General features: G+C 69.1%; 26 protein-coding genes. 14 read left to right on the top strand and 12 right to left on the bottom strand.

Features of this window, described 5'->3' with window-relative positions; all coding sequences use genetic code 11:
* Positions 1 to 89 precede the first annotated feature (89 nt).
* On the top strand, positions 90 to 791 hold the full coding sequence (locus ACIBGM_RS10525) for an SDR family oxidoreductase (protein WP_396385174.1): 702 nt from the start codon (positions 90 to 92) through the stop codon (positions 789 to 791).
* Between the two features lie 52 nt (positions 792 to 843).
* Positions 844 to 1,764, top strand: coding sequence for an SAM-dependent methyltransferase (locus ACIBGM_RS10520; protein WP_396385172.1), 921 nt, complete (start codon positions 844 to 846; stop codon positions 1,762 to 1,764).
* Here ACIBGM_RS10520 and ACIBGM_RS10515 read toward each other — a convergent pair.
* Together ACIBGM_RS10515 and ACIBGM_RS10510 are read right to left on the bottom strand one after the other, a co-directional pair.
* Positions 1,740 to 2,342: a DJ-1/PfpI family protein gene (locus ACIBGM_RS10515; RefSeq protein WP_396385171.1), complete on the bottom strand. Its 603-nt coding sequence runs from the start codon at positions 2,340 to 2,342 to the stop codon at positions 1,740 to 1,742. The two genes, ACIBGM_RS10520 and ACIBGM_RS10515, sit on opposite strands and share 25 nt — an antisense overlap.
* A gap of 77 nt (positions 2,343 to 2,419) precedes the next feature.
* On the bottom strand, positions 2,420 to 2,740 hold the full coding sequence (locus tag ACIBGM_RS10510) for a DUF1330 domain-containing protein (RefSeq protein WP_360514894.1): 321 nt from the start codon (positions 2,738 to 2,740) through the stop codon (positions 2,420 to 2,422).
* A gap of 116 nt (positions 2,741 to 2,856) precedes the next feature.
* Between ACIBGM_RS10510 and ACIBGM_RS10505 the strand changes: the two genes are divergently transcribed.
* The gene (locus ACIBGM_RS10505; RefSeq protein ID WP_396385170.1) at positions 2,857 to 4,896 is read left to right on the top strand and encodes a serine/threonine-protein kinase; all 2,040 of its coding nucleotides are present in this window, start codon (positions 2,857 to 2,859) and stop codon (positions 4,894 to 4,896) included.
* Positions 4,897 to 4,902: 6 nt separating this feature from the next.
* Here the strand turns inward: ACIBGM_RS10505 and ACIBGM_RS10500 are convergent, their stop codons facing one another.
* Complete coding sequence (locus tag ACIBGM_RS10500) at positions 4,903 to 6,183, bottom strand: adenylosuccinate synthase (RefSeq protein WP_396385168.1); 1,281 nt, start codon at positions 6,181 to 6,183, stop codon at positions 4,903 to 4,905.
* A gap of 382 nt (positions 6,184 to 6,565) precedes the next feature.
* A complete protein-coding gene (locus ACIBGM_RS10495; RefSeq protein WP_360514886.1) occupies positions 6,566 to 7,066 on the bottom strand; it encodes a VOC family protein in 501 nt (166 codons plus the stop codon).
* A 57-nt stretch (positions 7,067 to 7,123) separates the two neighbouring features.
* Between ACIBGM_RS10495 and ACIBGM_RS10490 the strand changes: the two genes are divergently transcribed.
* Positions 7,124 to 7,942 (top strand): helix-turn-helix transcriptional regulator, encoded by an 819-nt coding sequence (locus ACIBGM_RS10490; protein ID WP_360514883.1) that lies wholly within the window; start codon positions 7,124 to 7,126, stop codon positions 7,940 to 7,942.
* Here ACIBGM_RS10490 and ACIBGM_RS10485 read toward each other — a convergent pair.
* The 3 genes from ACIBGM_RS10485 to ACIBGM_RS10475 all read right to left on the bottom strand — a co-directional run bounded on the left by ACIBGM_RS10485 (position 7,929) and on the right by ACIBGM_RS10475 (position 10,482).
* Complete coding sequence (locus ACIBGM_RS10485; protein ID WP_396385167.1) at positions 7,929 to 9,134, bottom strand: MFS transporter; 1,206 nt, start codon at positions 9,132 to 9,134, stop codon at positions 7,929 to 7,931. The genes ACIBGM_RS10490 and ACIBGM_RS10485 overlap by 14 nt on opposite strands.
* A gap of 151 nt (positions 9,135 to 9,285) precedes the next feature.
* Complete coding sequence (locus ACIBGM_RS10480; RefSeq protein ID WP_396385166.1) at positions 9,286 to 10,032, bottom strand: 2-phosphosulfolactate phosphatase; 747 nt, start codon at positions 10,030 to 10,032, stop codon at positions 9,286 to 9,288.
* A 42-nt stretch (positions 10,033 to 10,074) separates the two neighbouring features.
* Positions 10,075 to 10,482, bottom strand: coding sequence for a DUF3151 domain-containing protein (locus tag ACIBGM_RS10475; RefSeq protein WP_360514874.1), 408 nt, complete (start codon positions 10,480 to 10,482; stop codon positions 10,075 to 10,077).
* Between the two features lie 144 nt (positions 10,483 to 10,626).
* Here ACIBGM_RS10475 and ACIBGM_RS10470 point away from each other — a divergent pair, with 144 nt between their 5' ends.
* A complete protein-coding gene (locus ACIBGM_RS10470) occupies positions 10,627 to 11,070 on the top strand; it encodes an HNH endonuclease (protein WP_360514871.1) in 444 nt (147 codons plus the stop codon).
* Between the two features lie 95 nt (positions 11,071 to 11,165).
* Entirely contained in the window at positions 11,166 to 12,152 is a 987-nt protein-coding gene (locus ACIBGM_RS10465) for a type IV toxin-antitoxin system AbiEi family antitoxin domain-containing protein (RefSeq protein ID WP_396385165.1), read from the top strand.
* A gap of 20 nt (positions 12,153 to 12,172) precedes the next feature.
* Here the strand turns inward: ACIBGM_RS10465 and ACIBGM_RS10460 are convergent, their stop codons facing one another.
* From ACIBGM_RS10460 to ACIBGM_RS10450, 3 genes are all read right to left on the bottom strand, one after another.
* Positions 12,173 to 12,619, bottom strand: coding sequence for a hypothetical protein (locus ACIBGM_RS10460; protein ID WP_396385164.1), 447 nt, complete (start codon positions 12,617 to 12,619; stop codon positions 12,173 to 12,175).
* Between the two features lie 79 nt (positions 12,620 to 12,698).
* On the bottom strand, positions 12,699 to 13,724 hold the full coding sequence (fbaA, locus tag ACIBGM_RS10455; protein ID WP_396385163.1) for a class II fructose-bisphosphate aldolase: 1,026 nt from the start codon (positions 13,722 to 13,724) through the stop codon (positions 12,699 to 12,701).
* Positions 13,725 to 13,916: 192 nt separating this feature from the next.
* Positions 13,917 to 14,639 (bottom strand): GntR family transcriptional regulator, encoded by a 723-nt coding sequence (locus ACIBGM_RS10450; protein WP_360514859.1) that lies wholly within the window; start codon positions 14,637 to 14,639, stop codon positions 13,917 to 13,919.
* Between the two features lie 139 nt (positions 14,640 to 14,778).
* Between ACIBGM_RS10450 and ACIBGM_RS10445 the strand changes: the two genes are divergently transcribed.
* Both ACIBGM_RS10445 and ACIBGM_RS10440 read left to right on the top strand, forming a co-directional pair.
* Positions 14,779 to 15,798: an SIS domain-containing protein gene (locus ACIBGM_RS10445; protein ID WP_360514856.1), complete on the top strand. Its 1,020-nt coding sequence runs from the start codon at positions 14,779 to 14,781 to the stop codon at positions 15,796 to 15,798.
* A gap of 63 nt (positions 15,799 to 15,861) precedes the next feature.
* Entirely contained in the window at positions 15,862 to 16,344 is a 483-nt protein-coding gene (locus ACIBGM_RS10440; RefSeq protein WP_396385162.1) for a VOC family protein, read from the top strand.
* A 111-nt stretch (positions 16,345 to 16,455) separates the two neighbouring features.
* Here the strand turns inward: ACIBGM_RS10440 and ACIBGM_RS10435 are convergent, their stop codons facing one another.
* Positions 16,456 to 17,238, bottom strand: a complete 783-nt coding sequence (locus ACIBGM_RS10435) for an IclR family transcriptional regulator C-terminal domain-containing protein (RefSeq protein WP_396385161.1) — start codon at positions 17,236 to 17,238, stop codon at positions 16,456 to 16,458.
* 61 nt (positions 17,239 to 17,299) lie between these two features.
* On the opposite strand from ACIBGM_RS10435, the gene ACIBGM_RS10430 reads away from it, so the two are divergent.
* From ACIBGM_RS10430 to ACIBGM_RS10405, 6 genes are read left to right on the top strand one after another with little or no spacing between them, the layout of a single operon-like run.
* Complete coding sequence (locus tag ACIBGM_RS10430) at positions 17,300 to 18,130, top strand: CoA transferase subunit A (RefSeq protein ID WP_396385160.1); 831 nt, start codon at positions 17,300 to 17,302, stop codon at positions 18,128 to 18,130.
* Entirely contained in the window at positions 18,123 to 18,878 is a 756-nt protein-coding gene (locus ACIBGM_RS10425) for a CoA-transferase subunit beta (RefSeq protein WP_396385159.1), read from the top strand. The genes ACIBGM_RS10430 and ACIBGM_RS10425 overlap by 8 nt, the downstream gene beginning before the upstream one ends.
* A complete protein-coding gene (locus ACIBGM_RS10420; RefSeq protein ID WP_396385157.1) occupies positions 18,871 to 19,911 on the top strand; it encodes a maleylacetate reductase in 1,041 nt (346 codons plus the stop codon). Before ACIBGM_RS10425 ends, ACIBGM_RS10420 begins: the two co-directional genes overlap by 8 nt.
* The gene (locus tag ACIBGM_RS10415) at positions 19,908 to 21,098 is read left to right on the top strand and encodes a thiolase family protein (RefSeq protein ID WP_396385155.1); all 1,191 of its coding nucleotides are present in this window, start codon (positions 19,908 to 19,910) and stop codon (positions 21,096 to 21,098) included. The genes ACIBGM_RS10420 and ACIBGM_RS10415 overlap by 4 nt, the downstream gene beginning before the upstream one ends.
* Positions 21,095 to 21,979, top strand: coding sequence for an intradiol ring-cleavage dioxygenase (locus ACIBGM_RS10410; RefSeq protein ID WP_396385154.1), 885 nt, complete (start codon positions 21,095 to 21,097; stop codon positions 21,977 to 21,979). Before ACIBGM_RS10415 ends, ACIBGM_RS10410 begins: the two co-directional genes overlap by 4 nt.
* Positions 21,976 to 23,715, top strand: a complete 1,740-nt coding sequence (locus ACIBGM_RS10405) for an FAD-dependent oxidoreductase (protein ID WP_396385153.1) — start codon at positions 21,976 to 21,978, stop codon at positions 23,713 to 23,715. The genes ACIBGM_RS10410 and ACIBGM_RS10405 overlap by 4 nt, the downstream gene beginning before the upstream one ends.
* Here ACIBGM_RS10405 and ACIBGM_RS10400 read toward each other — a convergent pair.
* Positions 23,704 to 23,892, bottom strand: a complete 189-nt coding sequence (locus ACIBGM_RS10400) for a hypothetical protein (RefSeq protein WP_360514828.1) — start codon at positions 23,890 to 23,892, stop codon at positions 23,704 to 23,706. The two genes, ACIBGM_RS10405 and ACIBGM_RS10400, sit on opposite strands and share 12 nt — an antisense overlap.
* Positions 23,893 to 23,958: the final 66 nt, after the last annotated feature.

Raw genomic sequence — 23,958 nt, 5'->3', positions numbered from 1 at the left:
AACGAGAGTACCGGGTGGATTTGCATTGGGAAACCGATCGGTTTACGCTGATGGAAACAGATCGGTTTCCACGCATTTGGAGTTCTGACATGACCAACCTCGAAGGCGCCGTCGTCCTCGTCACCGGCGGCCAGCGCGGGATCGGCAAGGCGATCGTCGACGACCTGCTGGACCGCGGTGTCGCGAAGGTCTACGCCACCGCCCGCAACCCCAAGCCGAGCAGCGATCCGCGCGTCGTGCCGCTGGCGCTGGAGATCACCGACCAGGCCTCGATCGACGCCCTGGTCGCCGCGGTCCCGGACGTCACCGTCCTGGTCAACAACGCCGGGGCCGGCTCACCGGACACCTACCTGGACACCCCGATCGAGGCCGTCCGGGACGTCTTCGAGTCGAACTTCTTCGGCCCGCTCAACCTGACCCGCGCCCTGGTCCCGGTGATCGAGCGTAACGGCGGCGGCCACATCCTGAACGCGCACTCGGCACTCTCCTGGGTCGCCCTGCACGGCGCGTACGCCGCGACGAAGGCCGCGTTCTGGCTGCAGAGCAACGCGATCCGGCTCGAGCTGCTCGACCGCGGCATCGGCGTCACCGGCCTGCACATGGGGTACGTCGACACCGACATGGCGACCGCCGTCACCGCACCGAAGGCTCGCCCGGAGGACATCGCCAAGCAGGCGCTCGACGGCATCGAGGCAGGGGCGCACGAGGTGCTGGCCGACGACACCGCGCGCGGAGCCAAGGCGCTGGCCTCCCAGGACCTCTCCGCGGCCTACCCGCAACTCGTCAACTGATCGACACACGCTCGACAACCTTCGGTAAGGACGTTGCGTAAACTGGACCAGGATGATTGACGTCCTCGCCGTTGTCCGTCCCGAAGATGCCGTCACCGACTTCCTGTCCGTCCTGGATCCGGCCCATGGCCGTGAGGTCCACCTGCTCGCCGCCGAGCGTGGCATCTACCTGAAGCTGCCAGCCGGCGTGCCGCTCGAAGGCCGGCTCGCGGCGATCGCTGCACTCCAGGCCAGCTCCGGCGAGAGCGACAAGCCGTTCTCACCGGCGACCGCGGCCGCGGCGATCGCCCGCGAGGCCGGCGCGGTCCCGTTCACCGTCTGGACGCATCACCCGTCGGACACCCGGACCACGCACGGTCGCTGGGCCCTCGACCTCACGGCTGCCGTCGAGGGCTCGGTCCGCTACACGATGGCGGTCAGTACGCCGCCCGTCGTACTCGACCCGGTCGAGGTCGCGGCATCGCCGTACGAGCAGGAGCGGCTGGATGCGACGGTCCGGTGGTTGCGGAGGCACTTCGATCCCGCCGCGGGGCGGGTGATCGAGGTGGGCGCGCACGAGGGCGCGCTGACGCAGCGGCTGCTGGCCGATGGGTACTCCGTCGACGCGACCGAGCCGAACGAGGATCTCCTCGACCGGCTGCGCTCGAACGTGAGCGGGGACGTTCGCATCCATCCACACAGCTTCGAGGACCTCGCGACCACGGCCCGGCTCACGGGGTCGGCGTACCTGCTGATCGAGGTCTTGTACTACGGCCAGGACCTGAGCCTGCTCGATCGGTTCCCGACCGATCACCTGTTCGTGGCGCTGGAAGCGGGCGAACTCGCGCGGCAGGTCTGGCCGGCGGCGTGGTCGGTCGAGGAGGAGATCGAGCTCGTCCCGCCCCGGCTGGAGGATCTGTCCGGCGCCCTGCTCCGCAAGCGCGGCAGCCGCGGGGTGCTGCTCCGGCGTCAGTTGCCTGCAGCAACCAGGTAGAGGTCGCGGTCGCGGGTGTACTCCATCGTGGCCGCGATGCCGTCCGCGACCTCGGCGGAGAACTCGCGCTCGACGACGTGCAGCGCGAGGTCGATGCCGGCCGTGATGCCGCCGGCGGTGACCAGGTCGCCGTCGTCGACGACGCGGTTCGTCTTCACGTCCGCGCCGAACTCCTCGAGCTCCGACCAGGCGTTGCGATTCGTGGTCACCGCTCGCCCCTTCAGCAGACCGGCTTCGGCGAGCAGCATCGAGCCCGTGCAGACCGAGCTGACGAAACGGAGCTGTGGCGCGAGCTCGGCGATCCGGGCGGTCATCACACCGCGCCTCGCCTCGGCCCACGAGCCTTTGTCGGCGCGGTTCAGCCAGCCGCCCCCGGGGACGAACAGCGCGTCCGGCGTACCGAGCCCAACCGGTGCCTTGAACTGCAGACCATGCAGCCCGGTCACCTCGACCGGCCCGTCCAGCCCGACCAGCGCGAGCTCGAGCTCCGTCCGCTTCGAGGCGTGACTCCACACCTCGAACGGACCCATCACATCCATCTCATCGACCCCGTCGAACACCAGCATCTCGATCCGCATACCTTCACCCAACCGTTTCGCATCGCTGCCAGCCAGTGACCGCCTGGCCGCCCTTCGCAAGGATCCGGCCACCAACCTCAGCCCAGTACGTCGGTGGCCTTATGCGTCCGGTCGACGCCCTCGACGAGCATCGCGACGCCGTCGGAGTTGTCGGTGCGCAGGTGCAGGATCTCGCGGTACGCGGGTGAGTCGTACCAGCCGCGGGCGCTTTCGTAGTCCGGGAACTCGATCACGATCAAGGCGCCGTCCCACATGCCCTCGATGTACTCCGGCTGATTGCCGTGCACGATGAAGTGGCCGTCGTACGGCGCCAGCGTCGCGTCGATGCGCTCGAGGTACTCGGTGATGCCCGCGCCGAGGCGGACGTTGCGCAGGTTGGCGATCGCGTAGTGCTTCACGGTGAGCCTCCTCGCTCCTCGGGATGCGACAAGGCTCCGGCACTCGGTGCATCAAGACGATTACCTCTGACGTCATCAGGCCTGGATTGGTCTGCTGCCGACGTACCGTAGATGGCATGTCAGCCACAGGGGGACCTCCTTCCACACCGGTGGAGGAGGTGGAGGAGCGGGTCGGGCCGTACCGGCTGGTGCGGCGGCTCGGGCAGGGCGGCATGGGCGTCGTCTACCTGGCCGAAGGACCCGAGCACCAGGAAGTCGCACTGAAGGTGCTGCGTCCGCACGTCGCCCACGACCCGATCGCACGCGCCCGGTTGCAGCGCGAAGCAACCACACTGCAGAAGGTGAACCACCCCGGTGTGGCAGGCATCCTCGACCACGACCTGGAAGGCGACCAGCCGTACCTGGTGACGCGGTTCGTCCCGGGCCGGCCACTGGACGAGCAGGTCGACGACCGTGGACCACTGACGCCGCGCAAGTGGCTGCCGGTGGCCGGCTGCCTGGCGGAGTCGCTGCAGGCGATCCACACCGCCGGCGTCATCCACCGCGACCTCAAGCCGGGCAACGTGATGATGTTCAACGGCCGCCCGGTGATGATCGACTTCGGTATCGCCCAGGCCGCTGACGACCTGCGACTCACTCAGACCGGCCTGGTGATCGGTACGCCGGGTTACCTCGCACCGGAGCTCATCGAGGGCGAGACGGTGTCGGAGTCCGCGGACTGGTGGGGCTGGGCCGCGACTGTGGCGTTTGCGGCCACTGGACGGCGGCCATTCGGCAAGGGTCCGTTCGAGGCCGTGCTGGCCCGGGTGCACAGCGGTCAGGCCGACCTAGACGGGCTGGACCCGCGGCTGAAGTCCCTGCTTGCCGCGGCGCTCTCTCCGGACCGACGGGACCGGCCGACGCAGGACGAGATCATGACCGGCCTCAACCGGTACGCCGAGGGCCGCGATGCGTTCGTGCCGCGTGACAAGCCGACGGTGGTGGTTGCTCCGCCGACTGTTCAGCTCAGTCCGCCTACTGCGCAGATGACTCGGGTCATGCCGGAGGAGTCCACCGAGCCTGCGTCGCCTGGAGAGCCGTCGCCTGCGGAGGTGGCGCAACTGGTGCCGTCGGTAATTCCGCCGCTGTCCGCGTTTGCGCCGATTCGGGACAAGCTCCGCGATGCCGCTGCCAATCGCAAGGCCGCGGCTGCAGCAGCGGCTGGCGGCGCGGTGGCCGGCGGTGCTGTGGTCGGCGGTGCGGCTGGTGGCGCTGCCGGTGGTGGTGTTGGCGGTCTGGCGGGGGCTCCGGTGCATCCGGCGACGTACAGTCCGGCGCCGAACGCGGCCGCTCCGGCTGCGATGCCGCTCCCCTACCATGGCGCCCCCGGCTACGCGGCTGCGCCGAACCCCGGTGGCTACCAGAGCCCGACGCCGGAGCCGTATCAGCAGCGTGCTCCTCAGTCACTGGAGCGCAGGGACCCCTTCCAGGCCAACCCGTACGACGGGAAGCCGCAGCGAGCTCCCGCCACCGGCAAGCGCACAGCTGTGGTCGTCGGCTTCATGATCGCGCTCACCGGACTCGTTGCGCTCTACCCCGGCCTCGGCTCGCTAGTGGCGATCGTGCTGTTCGTGATCGCCCGTACGGTCGACCGCTCCAGCACCGCCCTGATGCGTCGCCGCCAGATGCGCGGCCGGTCTGGGCGCTCCGACGGTGTGGTCGCCGCGGCCTCCACTCCGCTGCAGCTGGTCACCTCAGCCCTGATCACCCTGCCGTGCCTGATCCTGCCGCTCCTGACCGGAGTCGTCGTCGGAGGCATCGTGACCGGAATGGTCGGTGTCGCCAACGGGGTCGACTGGCAGCCGCTGTCGGCGGTCGGCTTCGGTAGCGCGGCGCTCACCGCACTCTTCTTCGCGTGGTGGGGCCCCGGCGGAAGCTCGCTCCGTCGAGGCGCCCACATCGCGGCCCGCAACGCGTTCCGCCCGCGCTGGCTGTCGGCCATCGTCGCCGCCGTACTGCTGGCCCTGGGCGGCCTCGCGTTCTACAACGCCACCCAGGGCGAGGGCTCCACCTGGGCCCGCACCCCCATAGAAACCCCCGACATCAACACCCGCCCCACCCTCGAAGACCTCCGCCAGGCCCCCTTCATCCGAGACCTACCCTTCATCGGCCGCTGACTTAGCTCACAGCTGGACGATTTGGGTGCGTTCGGGGCCTACGCCGATGGCGGAGATGCGGGCGCCGCTGAGGGACTCGACGGCGCGGACGTAGGCCTGGGCCTCCTTCGGGAGGTCCTCGAAGCTGCGGCAGCCCGAGATGTCGTCGGACCAGCCGTCGAACTCCTCGTAGACCGGGACAGCGTGGTGGAAGTCGGTCTGCGTCATCGGCATCTCGTCGTGCCGAACACCGCCGACGTCGTACGCGACGCAGACCGGGATCGTCGAGCGCCCAGTCAGCGTGTCCAGTTTCGTGAGGACGAAGTCGGAGACACCGTTCACGCGGGCGGCGTACCGCGCGATGACCGCGTCGTACCAACCACACCGGCGTGGCCGGCCGGTCGTCGTACCGAACTCTGCGCCCTGCTGCCGCAGCCACTCACCGTCGGCGTCGAGCAGCTCGGTCGGGAACGGCCCCTCGCCGACCCGGGTCGTGTAGGCCTTGACGACCGCCATCACGCGGTCGATCCGCGTCGGCGGGATGCCGGAGCCGGTGCACGCGCCCGCGGAGATCGCGTTCGACGAGGTGACGAACGGGTAGGTCCCGTGGTCGACGTCGAGGAGGGTCGCCTGACCGGCCTCCATCAGCACGGTCTTGCCGTCGTCGAGTGCCTTGTTCAGCAGCAGGCTGGTGTCGGCCACCATCGGCTTGAGGCGGTCGGCGTACCCGAGCAGCTCGTCCAGCACCTCGGCGATCTCGACCGCGCGGCGGTTGTAGACCTTCACCAGCAGCTGGTTCTTCTGCTCCAGCGCGCCGGTCACCTTCTGCTCGAGGATCTTCTCGTCGTACAGGTCCTGGACCCGGATGCCGATCCGGTTCATCTTGTCCGCGTACGTCGGCCCGATGCCGCGTCCCGTGGTCCCGATCCGGCGGCTGCCGAGGAACCGCTCGGTCACCTTGTCCAGCGTCCGGTTGTACGGCGGGATCAGATGAGCGCTCGCACTCACCACCAGCCGGGACGTGTCGACGCCACGGGCCTGCAGCGCGTCCAGCTCCTCGAACAGCACGCTGAGGTCGACCACGACCCCGTTGCCGATCACCGGGGTGACCCCCGGGGTCAGGATTCCGCTGGGCAGCAGGTGCAGCGCGTACTTCTCGGACCCGATCACGACCGTGTGGCCGGCGTTGTTGCCGCCGTTGAACTTGACCACGTAGTCGATGACCTCGCCCGTGTTGCCGAGCAGATCGGTCGCCTTGCCTTTGCCCTCATCGCCCCACTGGGCGCCGACGAGCACGATTGCGGGCATCTCAGCCCTCCTCTTCACGCGCCGGCCGACGACGTCGGCGACGCCGCGGCAGCCAGACGCTGGAAACGGTGAAGCCCGGAGACGTTCACCGGACATTCATCCGGAGACGCATCCAGGCTCTTGCGACCAAAGCCTACCGGAACCCGGTCCAGTCGCCCGATCACCGTCCACAGGGCTGAAGCGATCACTTGAAGTAGGTGTTTCATCACGTAACGGGTTGCCATTTTGCGTGATCACGTGCACACTCTTAGTCAGCGGCCCGCCGAAACTGCCGCAGGGGACGGTTCCGGCGGGCTGCTTCCTCGTTCTCGAACGAGGATGGTCTCGTTCTCGAACGAGGATGGTCTCGTTTCCGGCCGAGACCGGAAGCGAGGAACGCCTTCTACTGAAGGTCTTGCGGGTTCGAGGCCAGCCACTCCTTCACCCGCCGGTCGGCCTCCTCGCGCGACACGTCCTCGACCTTCGTCAGGATCGCCCACCGGTGTCCGAACGGGTCGATCACCGTGCCGTACCGGTCGCCGGTCATGAACGTCTGCACCTGCTCCACCGGCGTCGCCCCGGCCTCGACCGCCTTCGCGAACGTCGCGTCCACATCAGGCACGTAGTGCACCAGCGACGAGTGCACCCACTCGCCGTTCGGCGCCCGCAGCCCGATCTGCGGCATCTGGTCGCTCAGCTGCAGCATCGAGTCCCCGAACTTCAGCTCCGCCTGCCCGACCCGCCCGTCCGGCATGTCCTGCCGGCTGATCACCTCGGCCCCGAACACCGCCTGGTAGAACTCGATCGCCTTCGGGCCGTCCGGCACGGCGAGGTACGGCGTCAGCGAGTGATAACCGTCGGGGATGGGCCGAACTACAGTGTCTCTGTCCGTGTTCGTCGTCATGGCCCTTAGTCAACGGCGGCGAAGCCGTACCGGTCTTGTAAGAAAGCGACAGGCGATTTGAGCATCCCGCCGGAGAGCGAGAAGGGCATCCTGCACCCGCGGGAGCAGGCCCGGCACCGGTCGCTGAGCCGCCTGGCCGCGGGGCCGGAGGTCGGCCGGTTCGTCGAGTGGTACTGGATCGTCGAGTGGGACCTGGACGAGCCGTACACGGCCGAGGTGCTGCCGTTCCCCAGCGTGAACGTGACGTTCGAGCAGCCGGGTGGCGGGTTCGTGAACGGGGTGTGCACGCGCAAGTTCGAGCGCGAGTTGGTCGGCCGGGGCCGGGTGTTCGGAGTGAAGTTCTGGGCCGGCGGGTTCGGGGCGGTGACCGGGCTCGACGTGGCTTCCTTCCGCGACCAGAGGCTGCCGCTGACCGCGGTGTTCCCGGACGGCGACCGGCTGGCGGACCTGGTGTTCGCCGAGGAGTCCGACGTACGGCGTCGTGCGGTGTTCGAGGCGTTCCTGCGCGACCACCTCGCGCCGCCGGACCCGTCGTACGAGCTGGTCCGCGAGATCGTCACCGCGATGGCGGCGGACCGTTCGGTGGCGCGGGTGGACCAGATCACCGAGCAGTTCGGCATCCCGATCCGCACGCTGCAACGCCTCTTCCGGCGGTACGTCGGCGTCGGCCCGAAGTGGGTGCTGCGCCGCTACCGCCTGCACGACGGCGCCGAGCTACTGGCGCAGGGCGAGGTCGCCGAGCTGGCGGAGTTGTCCGCCGCGCTAGGGTACTTCGACCAGGCCCACTTCTCCAAGGAGTTCAAGCAGCAGATCGGCCTGACCCCGGCCGAGTACGCCGCCCGCGCCGCCGCCGAACGCGAGATCACCTACCGCTGACCTTCACCACGTATGCCATCGCCGTCGCGAGCAACGTGGCCAGTAGTGCGACGGCATAGCCGTGGTGGGCGGTGTGTGCGTCGACGACTCGGCCGGCGAGGGCCGCGCCGACAGCGATGCCGGCCGCGCTGCCCGAGTTCAGCCAGGTGAAGGCCTGTGTGAGTACGGCGGACTCCACCTCTGATTCGGCCAGTACGGCGGACAGCGTCTGGATCGGCGCGATCGCCAAGCCGGGAAGTGCCAGCGCGATCCCTACAGCGAATGGGGTTTCGACCACCAGCAACGGGATCGTGCCGATGCTGAGTGCGATCATCGCAAGCAGGAACTGGCTGCGAGCGGGCATGCGCCAACGCCTTGCGCCGTACGCGAATCCGGCGGCCAGGCCGACCAGACTGGTGATGCTGTAGAGCGGTCCGGCGAGGGACGGTGTGCCGCGGTCGACGGCGTACGCGGTGACTGCGACCTGCATGCTGCCGAAGAAGATGCCGATCCCGATGTTCGTGGCAACCAATGCCAGGAATGCCTTGCGCAGCAGGCGGTCCGGGTCCTTCGTGTGATCGCGCTTCGCCGGCGGTGGCGCCGTACTGCGTTGCAGCGCCAGCGCGAAGCCACCGGCCAGCACCAGGCTCGTGGCTAATGCAGTGCCGACAACCGGGCTGCTTAGCGCGCTGACGGTGCCGATGAGCGCTGGGCCGACCATGAAGGCGACACCGACGCCCAAGGCCTCCAGTGCGAAGGCCGACGACAGGAGCGGTGTGCCGCGGAGTGCATGTGACCAGCGGGCACCTGTCTGGGCGCCTACTTGGGGCAGCGACCCGCCTGTCAGGACGCCGGCGGCGACCAGCGACCACAGGGATGCGTGGCTGAGCGTGAGACCGATCAGCGTGGCGACCGCGGCCGCATGGACCACCAGAGTGATCGGCAGCATGCGGGTCTGACCGAAGCGGTCGATGAGCCGGGCGACCTGTGGACCGGCGACAGCCTCCGCGACTGCGAATCCACCGGTCACCGTTCCGGCTGCGGCGTACGAGCCTGTGGATCCGTGGACCAGCCAGACGATGCCCAGACTGGTCATGGCGAGACCTATGCGAGCCGGTGCGGCCGCCAGGTAGAACTTCCACGCCCCGGGAGTACGCAGCACCGCCGCGTAGCCGGAAGTGGGCGTGCTGATCCGTCCGGTGAGTGCCGGCACGGTGTACCTTCCGCTGCCCGAAGGGGCGGGGACCGACCGTGGGCGTCCAGCTTCACCGGTCCGTCGAGTCCGCCTACAACCGTCCATGTTCGGCAGGAAGCGGGGACGCTCGCCGCCTGCCGGCTATGTCAACGGGCAGAAACCTTGTCGTTCAGGTTGACGCGATCATCCTACCGGCTTCGAGCACGGGTACCGAGTTGCTGCTATCCAGCTCGGCTGCGATCGCGACGTCTTGCGGGAAGCCGTACTGCGTCAGCTCGCGGCCGCCGGCGCAGTCGTGCAGCAGGCTCGGCAGGTCTGCGGCGACATCGTCGTACGCCGCTGCGACAGCCCTCGCTTCCGGCGACATCCCGTCTCGGCCGAGCGCGCTGAGGAAGCCGCCGGCGCCCCAGAGGTCCTCGACAGCCGGCCGCAAGGAGCCGTCTTTCCAGCGCTCCCCGGCCGCGATCGCCACCACCTTGAGCTGTGGATCGTCGGCGCGACGCCGGTTGACCCAGTCGGCGGCCGCCTGTCGGTTGCGCAGTGAGACCGCGATGACCGTCGAGCCGCTGTCGCTGAGTTGCTGCGCGATCGTCGAGCCGTTGGGTGACGGCAGCACGAGGCGCTTGATCCCTCGAGCTTGCCGGATGGTGGCGGGCGACAGGCTCACGTCGCCCGGGCCGGCTGCGGACCGGCCGACGGCGAGCGCGGCGTCGTACTGCTTGGCGTAGGCGACGGCGGACTCGTCACGCCAGCGGTACGGGTAGACGTCGATGCCGAGGTCGGTGGCGACCGTCACGGTGGTGGTGAAGGAGAGGACGTCCACGACGGCCACGATCGCGCCGGCGACCACGTCGGCGCCGACCGGCCCCCAGTCGAACCCGACTCGGAAACCGTCCTGCGCATAGGGGCTGGTCACCCGACGATCCTGCCGCCGAGCCCCCAGCCCCACAACCAGGTTTCAGCTCAGCGCGTCGGCGGCCGTCTGGGAGGAGTCCCGGAGGAAGGTCGCGCAGCGCTCGGCCTCGTCCTTCTCCTCGATGATGGCGGCTGCCTTGCCCAGCACAGCCAGGCAGCGCAGGAACCCGCGGTTCGGCTCGTGCTCCCACGGGATCGGCCCGTGCCCCTTCCAGCCGTTGCGGCGGAGCAGGTCCAGACCGCGGTGGTAGCCCGTCCGCGCGAACGCGTACGCCTCGATCGTGCGGCCGTCCGCCAGCGCCGCCTCGGCCAGCTGACTCCAGGCCAAGGACGAGGTCGGGAACTTCGCCGCGACGTCCACCGCGGCGGCCCCGGCGGCGAGTTCCGCCGCGGCCGGGTCGACGGGGAGTAGTGTCTCGGGTGGACCGGAGAGCAGATTGTTCAATTCCATAAGCACATCTTCGCCGATCACGCAGCCGTACCGGCACGTGACCGTCTGACGAAATCCGTTGACCGTTCACCGACCGGCCACGGATGCTTGAGACCCTGCGTCAAACCGCCGTGGTTCCCAGCTACGGCCGGAAGGAGGCACCGGATGAGCGTCATTGTCCTGAACGCGTCGTACGAGCCGCTGCACACCGTGTCGATCCAGCACGCCATCCGGATGCTGGTCCGCGAGGTCGCAGTGGTGGAAGAGGCGCACGGAGAGCGGACCATCGGCCCTTTTCCGGTTCCCCGCGTACTGCGCCTGGTGCGGTACGTGGTGACCCACTGGCGCTATGCGGCCGGCCGGATGAAGTACAGCAAGCACGGAGTGTTACGGCGGGACAAGTTCCGGTGCGCGTACTGCGGTCTGGAGAACGCCGACACCATGGACCATGTCCAACCCAGATCCAGGGGCGGCCGCACCGAGTGGCTGAATGCCGTGGCCGCCCATGCTGCCTGCAACGAGCGGAAAGGCAACCGCACCCCGTCCGAGGCCGACATGCCCCTCCTCTGGCAACCCTGGGTACCAACCCGCGCAGAGCTCGTCATATGAAATGACGGGCTTTTTTCATGCCCACACTCAGGTCCGCTGTCCACAGTTTTGAAGTGGCGGTCGGATCGGGGGGCTGATCACGGCACTTTCTAGGCATGAACCCTCAACTCGCCGTGATGGCCACCATCCGCGGCGGGGTGTTCACCCGCGCCGATGCGCGTGCGTGTGGCTACCCCGACCCGGACATCGACACCCTGCTGGAGACCGGCGGCTGGCGCCGGATCCGGCCGGGCACCTATACCGCGCGCCGGGCGCTCACGCTCGTCACCGATGAGGTCCTACACCTACGCAAGGTGTACCGCGTGCTCCGCTCCGGTGGTCCCGCAGTGTTCGCCAGTCACCAATCGGCGGCGGCGCTCCATGCCCTGCCGCTCTGGGGCCTCGACCTGTCTCGCGTTCACGTGTCCTCGCCGTACGGGCGAGGCGGGTGCGTCGGCGGGGTGCACCGGCACATCCGCGACCCCGTCGGGCCGGGCATCCAGGTCTGGAACAAGCTGCGGATGGTCTCGCCCGCGCGAGCCATCGTCGAGGTGGCAGCGACCGCACCCGGCCCGCCCGCCGTCGTCTTGACCGAGGCCGCTCTGTACGCCGGCTTGGTCACCAGCCGCTCGCTCAAACGCGCAGTCGCCGACCACGGCAACGAACGCGCGGTCAAGGCGATCTCACGCGCCGGTCTGGAGTCCGCCTCGGTCGCAGAAGCCCGGCTCCGACTCATCCTGGCCGACGCCGGCCTCCCTGCACCCTCACCCTTGCCACCCGACCTCGACCCGATGGACGGCGACTGCAGCGGTACGGCGTGCGCCGTCGACGTCACGGATGCCTTGTGGTTCCCCGACGAGCGCACGGTGATCGAGTTCGAGCCGCGCATTCCGTTCTGGTGTGAGGCGACCGAGCCGGACGACGAAGAACCGGCTGCGCCAGTCTCTGATCCGGCTGCACCCGACCCGATCGAACGCTGCTCGATCTCCTGGAAGGACCTGGACGATCCACGGCTCGTCGTCGACCGGGTCCGGGCCGTTTTCAGCCGAGCGTCCCGCCGTACCGGCATCAGGCAGTTCGACCTCGCCCGCGCCCGGTTCTGAGTCCCGGGCTCCCGATCCAGTCAGGAGGAACAGATGTCTGCAGTACAGCGGTTGGAGTCGAGCGCGGTCGCGAACAGGGGAACTCCGATCGGGGTCATCACGGTCAGGTCGGCGTTCAGCAGGCCCAGGTTCTCCCGCGAGACCGGCACCGAGAAGTCCTCGGTCGCCTTCGCCTGGACCGCCGGGTTGTTGCGGAAGCCGAGCAGCTCGACGAAGGTGACCCGGCCGGTGCCGCTGACGTACGCGCCGTACCCCTCACTCGTGCGGGCGCCGAGCGTGATCGTCTTCCCGGCGAACTCGGGATGCGCGGTCCTCGCCTGCTCGAACTTGGCCTCGGTGGCGGCGATCAGCTCCCGCCCCTGGTCCACCCAGCCGAGCGCCGCGGCGATCTTCTCGTACTCCGGTTCCAGCGTGCCGATCAACTGCGGCGCCTGCTGGTACCGACCCTTCGCCCACGGACCGATCACGTGGTCCCGGCTGCGCGGGCGGCAGCCTGGTGATCGGCACGGCGGCCGATCACCAGGCCAGAGCATGCGAGCGAGAACGTCAGGCGTTCAGCGACGTGCCCGTGGAGCGGAGGCTCTCGCAGGCCTCGGCGACGCGCTCGGCCATGCCGGCCTCGGCCAGCTTGCCCCAGGCGCGCGGGTCGTAGGCCTTCTTGTTGCCGACCTCGCCGTCGACCTTCAGCACACCGTCGTAGTTGCTGAACATGTGGGCCGCGGCCGGCCGGGTGAACGCGTACTGCGTGTCGGTGTCGACGTTCATCTTGATCACACCGTTGTCGACCGCCGCGCGGATCTCCTCCAGGGTCGAGCCGGAGCCGCCGTGGAAGACGAGGTCGAACGGGCGATCCTTGCCGACCTTCGCGCCGACTTGGTCCTGGATCTCCTTCAGGATCTCCGGCCGCAGCTTGACCGCGCCCGGCTTGTAGACGCCGTGCACGTTGCCGAAGGTCAGCGCGGTGATGTAGCGGCCGTTCTCACCGGTGCCGAGCGCCTCGACCGTGGCCAGGCCGTCCTCGACGGTGGTGTAGAGCTTCTCGTTGATCTCGTTGGCGACGCCGTCCTCCTCACCGCCGACGACACCCACCTCGATCTCCAGCACGATCTTCGCCGCGGCCGTCTTGGCCAGCAGGTCCTTGGCGATCTCCAGGTTCTCCTGCAGCGGCACCGCCGAGCCGTCCCACATGTGCGACTGGAACAGCGGGTTCTCGCCGCGGGCGACGCGCTCGGCGGAGATCTCCAGCAGCGGCCGGACGAAGCCGTCCAGCTTGTCCTTCGGGCAGTGGTCGGTGTGCAGCGCGATGTTCACCGGGAAGTTCTTGGCGACCTCGTGCGCGTACGCCGCCAGCGCGACCGAACCGGTCACCATGTTCTTCACGGTGGACCCGGACAAGTACTCGGCGCCGCCGGTGGAGACCTGGACGATGCCGTCCGAGCCCGCCTCGGCGAAACCGCGGATCGCGGCGATCAGCGTCTGCGAGGAGCTGACGTTGATGGCCGGGAAGGCGAAGCGGTTCTGCTTGGCCTTGTCCAGCATCTCGGCGTAGACCTCAGGGGTGGCAATAGGCATGTCTCGCGGTACTCCTCACAACACAGTTCTTCTGGGTTGAGCTCCAGTATCACCGTCGGGTACCTCGTCGTACCCGGCGGCCCGCCTGCCGGACCGGCCCGGTGGCCGGGGAGCATTCGGCAGGGTTGCAGACCAGTTGATGAACAGGACCGGTCCAGTTCGTTGCGTCCCGATGACGGCGACGGGTCCGGCTCAGGCCGACGACCCGGACCGCGGGCCGCGCGGGGTCAGGGCCATGTGCAGCCGGTAACGGTCGGCCCGGTAGGCCGACCAGGACAGTTCGACGACCTTGCGGCCGGCGAAGGTGGTGCGCTCGAGGACCAGCAGGGGTGCCCGCCTGGCCACGCCGAGAACCCGGGCGACGTGACCGTCGGCGTTGTCCGCCCGGACGGTCTGCTCGCCGGAGGTGACGACGACGTCGTACTCGCTCGCGAACACGTCGTACAGGGTGCCGAGCTCACGGCCGAGCAGGCCGGGGAAGAGCGCGGACGGGTAGTAGCCGATCTCGTACGCCATCGGCGACGCGTCGGCGGTGCGGAGGCGTTCGACCCGGATCACTTTGGTGCCCTTGGCGACCCGCAGTCCCTTCGCGGTCTCGTCGGAGGCCTCGATCTCGGTGGCCGACAGCACCACCGTGCCGGGCTCCAGGCCACGGGCCCGCATCTCCCGGGAGAACGAGGTGAGGTGCAGCTGCGAGTCGACCTGGGGACCGGTGACGAAGGTCCCCTTGCCGTGCACGCGTTCCAGCGCGCCGGACTCGACGAGGTCGCTGATCGCCTGCCGCACGGTCACCCGGGAGACGTTCAGCTTGTCCACCAGGGCGCGTTCGGAAGGGATCGGGTCCCCGGGGTGCAGCTCGACGTCGATCAGCCGTTCCAGCACCGATCGGACCTGGGCCCGCTTGGTCGCCACCATCGAATCTCGATCCTCCAGACGTCGGCGGGTCTCGGGGGTGCCCCGGGACGCCGCTCACTGCTATCGTGCGCAGCATACCTGTTAAGACCAGATAGGACCAGTGATCGTAGTGGTGTCTGTTCCCGCCCAGGAAACCCAGATGGCGCGCGAGATCGCCGAGCAGCCGGCCGCGCTGGCGGCCACGTTCGAGCACGTCCTGCCCCTGCGGCACGACATCACCCGGCTCGCCGCCGGGCGCCGGCACGTGATCTTCGTGGCCCGCGGATCGTCCGACAACGCGGGCGTCTACGGTCGCTACCTGACCGAGATCCACGCCGGCCGGCAGGCCTCCCTGGCGGCCCCTTCGGTGGCCACCCTGTACGGCGCGAACCTCGACCTCTCGAACTCGCTGGTGGTGGCGGTCAGCCAGTCCGGCGCGACCCAGGAGATCGTCGACACGGCCGAGTGGGCCAAGCGCAACGGCGCCGCGATCGTCGGCATCACGAACGACGGCAACAGCCCGCTGGCGTCGACGGCGGACGTCGCGCTGATCACCCAGGCCGGCCAGGAGCTCGCCGTACCCGCGACCAAGACCTACACCACGCAGCTTGCGGCGATCACCGTCGCCGTGGATGCGCTGGCGCAGAAGCCCGGCACCCTGGACGCCGACATCGCACGCGTCCCGGACGCCGCCTCGCAGATGCTCGAGGGCTCGGTCGAGGAGGCGGCCGACCTGCTCGCCGGTGCGCACGACGTCCTGGCCAGCGGTCGAGGTCTGACGTTCGGCACCACGCTCGAGGTCGCCCTCAAGCTGGAGGAGACCTGCCTGCAGCCGGTCCGCGGTCTGTCGTACGCCGACCTGAAGCACGGCCCGATCGCGGTCGTCGACGCGGACCTCGTCACCATCCTGGTCACCGCCAGCGAAGGGCCGGCCCTGCCCGGCATGACCGAGCTGGCCGGCATCGTCCGCGAGAAGGGCAGCAAGATCCTCGGCATCGGCGGCGACCCCACCTTCGCCTCCCGCTGCGACGTCAACCTGGCCGGCCCCGATCTCCCCGAGACCCTCGCGCCGCTGGCCCTCGTGATCCCCGCCCAACGAGCCATCGAGTCCCTGGCCCGCAAGCTCGGCCTCAACCCCGACGCCCCCCGAGGCCTCCGCAAGGTCACCCAGACCGACTGACCTACTCGCAACCCCAGCCCATAACTAGCGGCTCCGGAAGTCGCCGGACAAAGTGCTCATTCCGTGAGCACTTTGGCTGGAATCGTGGTGGTCATCAACCGGGAAGACCGAGGAAAGGCCACCGAGATGTTGCGAGGGTTTGCGACCGTCAGTTTCTACGCCGCCGACATGGGGGCCGCGCGGGAGTGGTACACGAAGGTGCTGGGGATCGAGCCGTACTTCGCGGTGCCGAACCAGGACAACCCGGCGTACCTCGAGTGGAGGTTCGGGGACTTCCAGTGTGAGCTCGGGATCATCGACGCGAAGTACGCGCATCACTCGGTCGCGAACGGGCCGGCCGGCGCGATCATCCACTGGCACGTCGACGACCTCGAGGGCACGCTCGACCGCCTCCTCGGTCTCGGCGCGACCCTGATCGAAGGCATCACCGAGCGAGGCGCGAACACCGGCTTCCGGACGGCCTCGGTCACCGACCCGTTCGGCAACGTCATCGGGATCATGAACAACCCCCACTACCTGGAGATCCTCGCCGACCTGAAGAGCTGAGTCCCAGCCCCGCCCCTCAAGACAGCTACCCGCAGCCACCTGCAGGTAGCTGTTTTCAGTACTCAGCACCCGGTCGCCACACGACCGCGGGTGGCCGGGCGGTGGCGGGGGTTAGAGGTGGCCGCGGTGGGTTAGGGCGGTGGTGATTTGGGTGGCGGTGGATTGGAGGTGGGGGAGGACTTCGGTGCAGAGGGAGGTGGGGGTGGAGCGGGAGGCATGGGCGGAGACGTTGAGGGCGGCGATGGTGCGGCCGCGGGAGTTGTGGATGGGGGCGGCGATGGAGCGGAGGCCGAGCTCGAGCTCCTGGTCGACGAGGGCGTAGCCGTCAGCGCGGGCACGCGTGATGACATCGCGCAGCTCGTCGGGCGAGGTGATGGTGCGGTCGGTGAGCGGCTCGGGCTCGACGGACGACAGGTAGGCGGTCAGCTCGTCGTCGGGCAGACCGGCCAGAAGGACCCGGCCCATCGACGTCGCGTACGCCGGTAGCCGCGCACCGACCCCGAGCGCGACTGTCATGATGCGGCTGGTCGGCACGCGGGCGACGTACACGATGTCCGGCAGGTCGAGGGTCGCGATGGAGCAGGACTCGCGCGTCGTCGCGCTGAGCTCCTCCATGAATGGGCCGGCGAGCTCGCCGAAGTCCAGCGACGACAGGTAGGCCCAGCCGAGCGCGAGCACCCGCGGCGTCAGCGAGAACCGCCGGCCGTCGCTGCTGACGTACCCGAGCTCCACCAGCGTGAGCAGGATCCGCCGCGCCGTCGCCGGCGTGATCCCGACGTCACGCGCCACCTCGCTGAGCGTCAGCGACGGCGCGTCCGCCGAGAACGCGCGGATCACCGCAAGACCGCGCTCCAGGCCTTGCAGGAACGTACCTGTGGACGCCTCACCGGCCATCGGCTAGCCTTTTCGTTGAAAGAAGAATTTTTCGCTCAGCGAAATCGTAGCGGAGCAGCGCATGCCAAGTCCAGTTCCACTCGGCGAAGCGATCGCCGCCCACGTGCACGACGGCGACACCGTGGCGCTCGAAGGCTTCACCCACCTGATCCCGTTCGCGGCCGCCCACGAGATCGCCCGGCAGGGCCGCCGGCACCTGACGCTCGTCCGGATGACGCCCGACCTCATCTACGACCAGCTGATCGGGCTGGGCGTCGCGGACGAGTTGGTGTTCTCGTACGGCGGCAACCCGGGCGTCGGCTCACTCCACCGACTCCGGGACGCGGTCGAGAAGCACTGGCCGCACCGGCTGGTCGTGCACGAGCACAGCCACGCCGGGCTCGCCAACGCGTACGTCGCCGGCGCGGCTCGACTGCCGTTCGCCGTACTGCGCGGATACCGCGGGACGGATCTGGAGGAGCAGCGGGACATCATCAGCCGGGTCACCTGCCCGTTCACGGGTGAGGAACTGGCCGCGGTGAAGGCGGTGAACCCCGACGTCGCCGTCATCCACGCGCAGCTGGCGGACCGCGACGGCAACGTCATGCTCTGGGGCATCACCGGCGTCCAGCGTGAGGCCGTACTGGCGGCGAAGCGGGCAATCGTCACCGTCGAAGAGGTCGTGGCCGAGTTCCCGGAGCACACCGGCGCGGTCGTGCTGCCGAACTGGGTGCTGTCGGCCGTCAGCGTCGTACCGGGTGGAGCCTGGCCGTCGTACGCCGCCGGGTACTCCGTTCGCGACAACGACTTCTATCAGCAGTGGGACGGGATCTCCCGGGACCGTACGGCGTTCCTGGAGTGGGCGCGGGCCAATGGACTTCCGGCCGCGCAGGAGGTGGTTGCAAATGCCTGACAGCTGGGACAGCGCCGACATGATGAACGTGGCGGCTGCGCGGGAGTTGCTGGACGGCGACGTCTGCCTGGTGGGGGTCGGGCCGCCCAACCTCGCGGCGAACCTGGCTCGGCGGACGCATGCGCCCAGCTGCCGGCTGGTGTACGAGTCGGGTGCCATCGATGCGAAGCCGCGGCGGTTGCCGTTGTCGATCGGGGACGACGATCTGGCGGCGACGGCGACCGCGGTGGTGTCCGTGCCCGAAATGTTCAACTACTGGGTCGGCGCCGGGCGGATCGACGTCGGATTCCTCGGGGCGGCGCAGATCGACCGGTTCGGGAACATCAACACGACCGTGATCGGCGCGCACGAGAACCCCAAGACCCGGCTGCCGGGCGCGGGTGGTGCGCCGGAGATCGCGGCCGCGGCCGGGCGGGTGATCGTGATCGTGAAGCAGTCGCCGCGGACGTTCGTCGAGCAGGTCGACTTCGTGACGTCCGTCGGCTACGGGCCGACCGGGCGCGAGCGGCAGGCGCCCGGTGCCGGTCCCACGCTGGTCATCACCGATCACGGCGTACTCGAACCGGATCCGGAGACCAACGAGCTCACGCTCACCAGGCTGCATCCGGGGGTGACCGTCGAGCAGGCCCGCGCCGCGACCGGCTGGCCGCTCAAGGTTGCCGACAGCATCAAACAGGTCGATCCCCCGACCGACGTCGAGTTGGCCGCCCTGCGCCGGCTCCGCAACCGGGAGGACCTCGATGCCTGAGACGGCGGATGGGTTTGAGCACACGTTCGTGCCAGGGCGAGTGGTCCTCGGCGCCGGAGCGCTCGATCGAGTGGCCGCTGAGGTCGAGACGCTCGCGGTACGGCGAGTGTTGCTGATCGCCACCCGGTCGGCGCGGGACGCGGCGGACGTGGTCGAGGTCGAGCTGAAGGACCGCTTCGCCGGCCGGATCGACGGGGTGACGCAGCACGTGCCGACCGAGGTCGCCGAGAACGCCCGCGCCAAAGCACGAGAGGTCAACGCCGACGGGGTTGTCGCGATCGGCGGCGGATCGGCGATCGGGCTGGCCAAGGCGATCGCGTTGGCCACCGGAGCACCGATCCTGGCAGTTCCGACGACCTATGCAGGGTCGGAGATGACGCCGGTCTGGGGACTGACGTCGAGCGCAGGCAAAACCACCGGCATGGATCCGAAGGTGCTGCCACGCACCGTCGTCTACGACCCCGTCCTCACTCTGCACCTACCGAAGAACGTCACGGCCGCGAGCACAGCCAACGCGCTCGCCCACTGCGTCGAGGCGGTCTGGACGCCGAAGGCCGACCCGATCACAGAGACGCTCGCGGTCGAAGCAGCCCGCGCACTCAGCACCGGACTGCGAGCAGTCCTCCAGGAACCAACCGACGTCGAGGCCCGAAGCAACCTCCTGTACGGCGCCTGCCTGGCCGGCCAGGCGTTCGCGAACTCGGGCTCGGACCTCCACCACAAGCTCTGTCACTACCTCGGCGGCACCTTCAACCTTCCGCACGCCGAGACCCACGCGGTAGTCCTCCCCCAGGTCACCAGAGCCAAGGCGCCGACCGTCCCCAGGGCGAAAGCCCGACTGGAAGAGGCCTTGCAGACAAGCGATCTGGCCACTGGCCTGTTCGACCTGTTCGCCGAGGCCGGTATCCCGACCAGCCTGAAGCAGCTCGGCCTCACCCAGGACCAGGCACAGGATGCCACCAAGGCCTTCGACGCCGACGACATCGTCACCCGCGCCTGGGAGGGCACCAGGCCTGAAGGAGCAGTCAGATGAGATCCGCCTACATCCTGGACGCGGTCCGCACCCCGGTCGGCAAGCTCGGCGGCGCCCTCGCGTCCGCCCGCCCCGACGACCTCGCCGCCGCCACCCTCAAGGAGCTCGCGGCCCGCAAGCAGCTCGACCCGCAAGAGCTGGACGACATCTTCCTCGGCAACGCGAACGGCGCCGGCGAGGAGAACCGTGACGTCGCGCGCATGGCCGCGCTGCTCGCCGGCTTCCCCACCTCCGTTCCCGGTACGACGGTCAACCGCCTCTGCGGCTCCGGACTCGAAGCGGCGATCCAGGCGGCCCGGGCGATCGAGACGGACGACGCCGACCTGGTGATCGGCGGCGGCGTGGAGTCGATGAGCCGAGCGCCCTGGGTGCTGCCGAAGCCGGACCGCGCGTACCCGCACGGCAGTCTGACGGCCGAGTCGACGTCGCTCGGCTGGCGACTGGTCAACCCGAAGATGCCGAAGGACTGGACGATCTCGCTCGGCGAAGCGACCGAGCGGTTGGCGGAGAAGCACAACATCACCCGCGAAGCGCAGGACGTCTTCGCGCTCGAGAGTCACGAGAAGGCCGCCAAAGCGTGGGCCGCCGGGACCTTCGAGGCCGAGCTCGTGCCCTGGGACCGCCTTGACGTGGCCGGACCGCCGCTGACCAGGGACGAGTCGATCCGCGACGGCGGCACCCCCGAGACGATGGCCAGACTCAAGCCGGCGTTCCGACCCGATGGCACCGTGACTGCCGGCAACGCCTCGACGTTGAACGACGGCGCATCGGCTGTGCTGATCGGCAGTCGGCAAACAGCTGACCGGCTCGGCATCACGCCGATGGCGCGGATCGTCAGCAGGGCGGTCCACGCGGTCGATCCGCAGTACTTCGGGATCGGGCCGGTCGAGGCGTCCAACAAGGCTCTGCGGAAAGCAGGCATCGGCTGGGACGACCTGACGCTGGTCGAGCTCAACGAGGCCTATGCGGCCCAGAGCCTTGCGTGCCTGCAGCAATGGCCCGAGCTGGACCGCACCAAGGTGAACGTGAACGGCGGAGCGATCGCTCTCGGCCATCCGCTCGGCAGTTCCGGCACCCGCATTCTCACCACCCTCGCGCACGAGTTGGTCCGCCGCGGCGGTGGCTTCGGCCTGGCCACGCTGTGCATCGGCGTCGGCCAGGGCCTGGCGATGGTGATCGAAGCATGAGGAGCAACCAGATGGACCTGCAAGGCGACGACCTGACCGAGGCGGTGGTCGCGAGCTTCGACCAGAGCGTCGATCCGCGCACCAAGACCGTGATGAGCGCGCTCGTGCGGCACCTGCACGCGTTCGCCCGGGAGGTGGAGCTGACCGAGGAGGAGTACTTCACCGCGATCGACTTCCTCACCCGGACCGGCCAGATCTCGACCGGCACCAGACAGGAGTTCGTGCTGCTGGCCGACGTACTCGGGTTGTCGATGCTGACCGTCGGCCTGGAGAACCGCAAGCCGCCGGAGGCCACCCAGTCGACCGTGTTCGGGCCTTTCTTCGTCGAGGGATCGCCGGAGGTCGAGCTCGGCGGCGACATCGCGAACGGCGCCCCCGGACAGCCCTGCCTGGTGAGTGGGCGCGTCCTGAACACCAAGGGCGAGCCGGTCGCCAAGGCGAAGGTGGAGACCTGGCAGGCCGACGAGGAAGGCTTCTACGACGTCCAGAAGGACCTCGACGGACCGCAGAACCGCGGCCACCTGGCGACCGATGCCGACGGCAACTACGCGTTCTGGGCGGTGAAGCCGGTCGCCTACCCGATCCCGGACGACGGCCCGGTCGGCGAGCTGCTCCGGGCCGGCGGCCGCGGGCCGATGCGGCCGGCCCACATCCACTTCATGGTCACCGCCCCCGGGTACGCCCGGCTGATCACCCACGTGTTTGCGGCCGGTGACGAGTACCTCGCGAACGACGCCGTGTTCGGCGTCAAGGACTCGCTGATCGCCGACTTCACCGAGCACCCGGCCGGCTCCCCCGCGCCGGACGGCACGACCCCCGACGAGCCCTACTTCACCGTCCACTACGACTTGGTGCTCGCCACCACCGAGGAGACGCAGTGATCACCACGGATGTCCTGATCGTCGGCAGTGGCCCGGCCGGCGGCGCCGCGTCGCTGTTCCTGTCCACGTACGGCGTCGACAACGTCGTCCTCACCCGGTACGGCTGGACCGCCAACACGCCGCGCGCGCACATCACCAACCAGCGCACGATCGAGCTGATGCGGGACATGGGCATCGAGGACCAGGTGATGGACAACGGCACCGAGCACGCGCTGATGGGTCAGACCGCGTTCTGCACCAGCCTCGCCGGCGAGGAGATCGGCCGGATCCGCACCTGGGGCACGCATCCGCGCCGGCTGGCCGACTACACCGAGGCGAGTCCGACGCTCCCCTGCGACCTGCCGCAGACGCTGTTCGAGCCGATTCTGCTCAGTACTGCGGCCAGCCGGGGAGCCCGACTGCGATTCAACACGGAGTATCTGAGCCTCGAGCAGGACGACGACGGTGTCACTGCGACGGTCCGCGATCGGCTGAGCGACACGACGTACCAGATCCGCGCCAAGTACCTGATCGGCGCGGACGGTGGCCGGAGCAAGGTGGCGCAGGACGTCGGCCTGCCGATGGCCGGCGCGATGGACATCGAGGGCTCGATGAACATCGTCTTCGAGGCCGACCTGTCCAGGTACGTCGCCCATCGCCCGAGCGTCCTGTACTGGGTGCTGCAACCGGGCGCGCAGATCGGCGGGATCGGCGCCGGGCTGATCCGGATGGTCCGGCCGTGGAACGAGTGGCTGATCGTCTGGGGGTACGACATCAACCAGCCGGCGCCCGTGGTCGACGAAGCGATGGCGACCGAGATCGTGCACAACCTGGTCGGCGACGACACCATCGACGTGAAGCTGAAGAGCACGTCGGTCTGGAGCGTCAACCACATGTACGCCGAGCAGGCGACGGTCGGCCGGGTGTTCTGCATGGGTGACGCGATCCACCGGCACCCGCCGAGCAACGGCCTCGGCTCGAACACCTCGATCCAGGACGCGTACAACCTGGCCTGGAAGCTCTCGCTGGTGCTCAAGGGGCACGCCTCACCGGGCCTGCTGACGACGTACGACGAGGAACGCGTGCCGATCGCCCGGCAGATCGTGGAGCGGGCGAACAAGAGCCGCACCCAGTTCGGCCAGATCTTCCGGGCCCTCGGGATGACGCCGGACGCGCCGGCCGGGCGGACGATCGAGTCTCGCAAGGACGACACCCCGGAGGGCGCCGCCCAGCGCGATGAGCTGCGGACGGCGATCGAGCTGAAGGACTACGAGTTCAACGCCCACGGGGTCGAGCTCGGCCAGCGGTATCGGTCGGCTGCGGTGATCGCCGACGGTACGGCGGAACCGTCGTACGAGCGTGATCCGGAGCTGTACTACCACCCGACGACCTGGCCGGGCGCCCGGATTCCGCACTGCTGGCTGACCCGCGGCTCGGAGACCGTGAGCACCCTCGACGTCGTCGGCAAGGGCCGGTTCACGCTGCTCACCGGGATCGGCGGCGGCGCGTGGGTGAAAGCGGCACAGTCCGTCTCGGAGCGCCTCGGCGTACCGATCGAGCCGTTCGTGGTCGGCCCGGGTCACGAGTTGGACGACCTGTACGGCGACTGGGCCCGGGCGCGGGAGATCCCGGACGAGGGCTGTCTCCTGGTCCGCCCGGACGCGCACATCGCCTACCGCGCGTTCGACCTCCCCGAGGACGCCACCGACGTACTCGAACAGGTGATGAACACACTGCTAGGCGGCCTAGGCCGCTGAGGTTGCTTGGGCCTCCCGGAGGATTCGGTCGAGGATCGCCGCGATCTCGGCGGTCTCGGCGTCGAGCAGGGTGATCAGGGCCACCCGCGAGGTTTCCGTGCGCGCCTCCAGCGCCGCTGCGCTCAGGGCGCGCACGGTCCCGAGCTCATGGATCAGTTCGTCCCACAGAGAACTCATCAACTACCCCCTTTTCCCGTCACAAACCCAGTACGGCATGCACGATGCACGCCGCCCCGCCCGAGT

It is taken from the genome of Kribbella sp. NPDC050470, assembly GCF_044458365.1.
In the GTDB taxonomy this organism is placed as follows: domain Bacteria; phylum Actinomycetota; class Actinomycetes; order Propionibacteriales; family Kribbellaceae; genus Kribbella.
The sequence above is the reverse complement of the archived record's forward strand: the minus strand, read 5'-3'. Positions and strand labels throughout refer to the sequence as shown.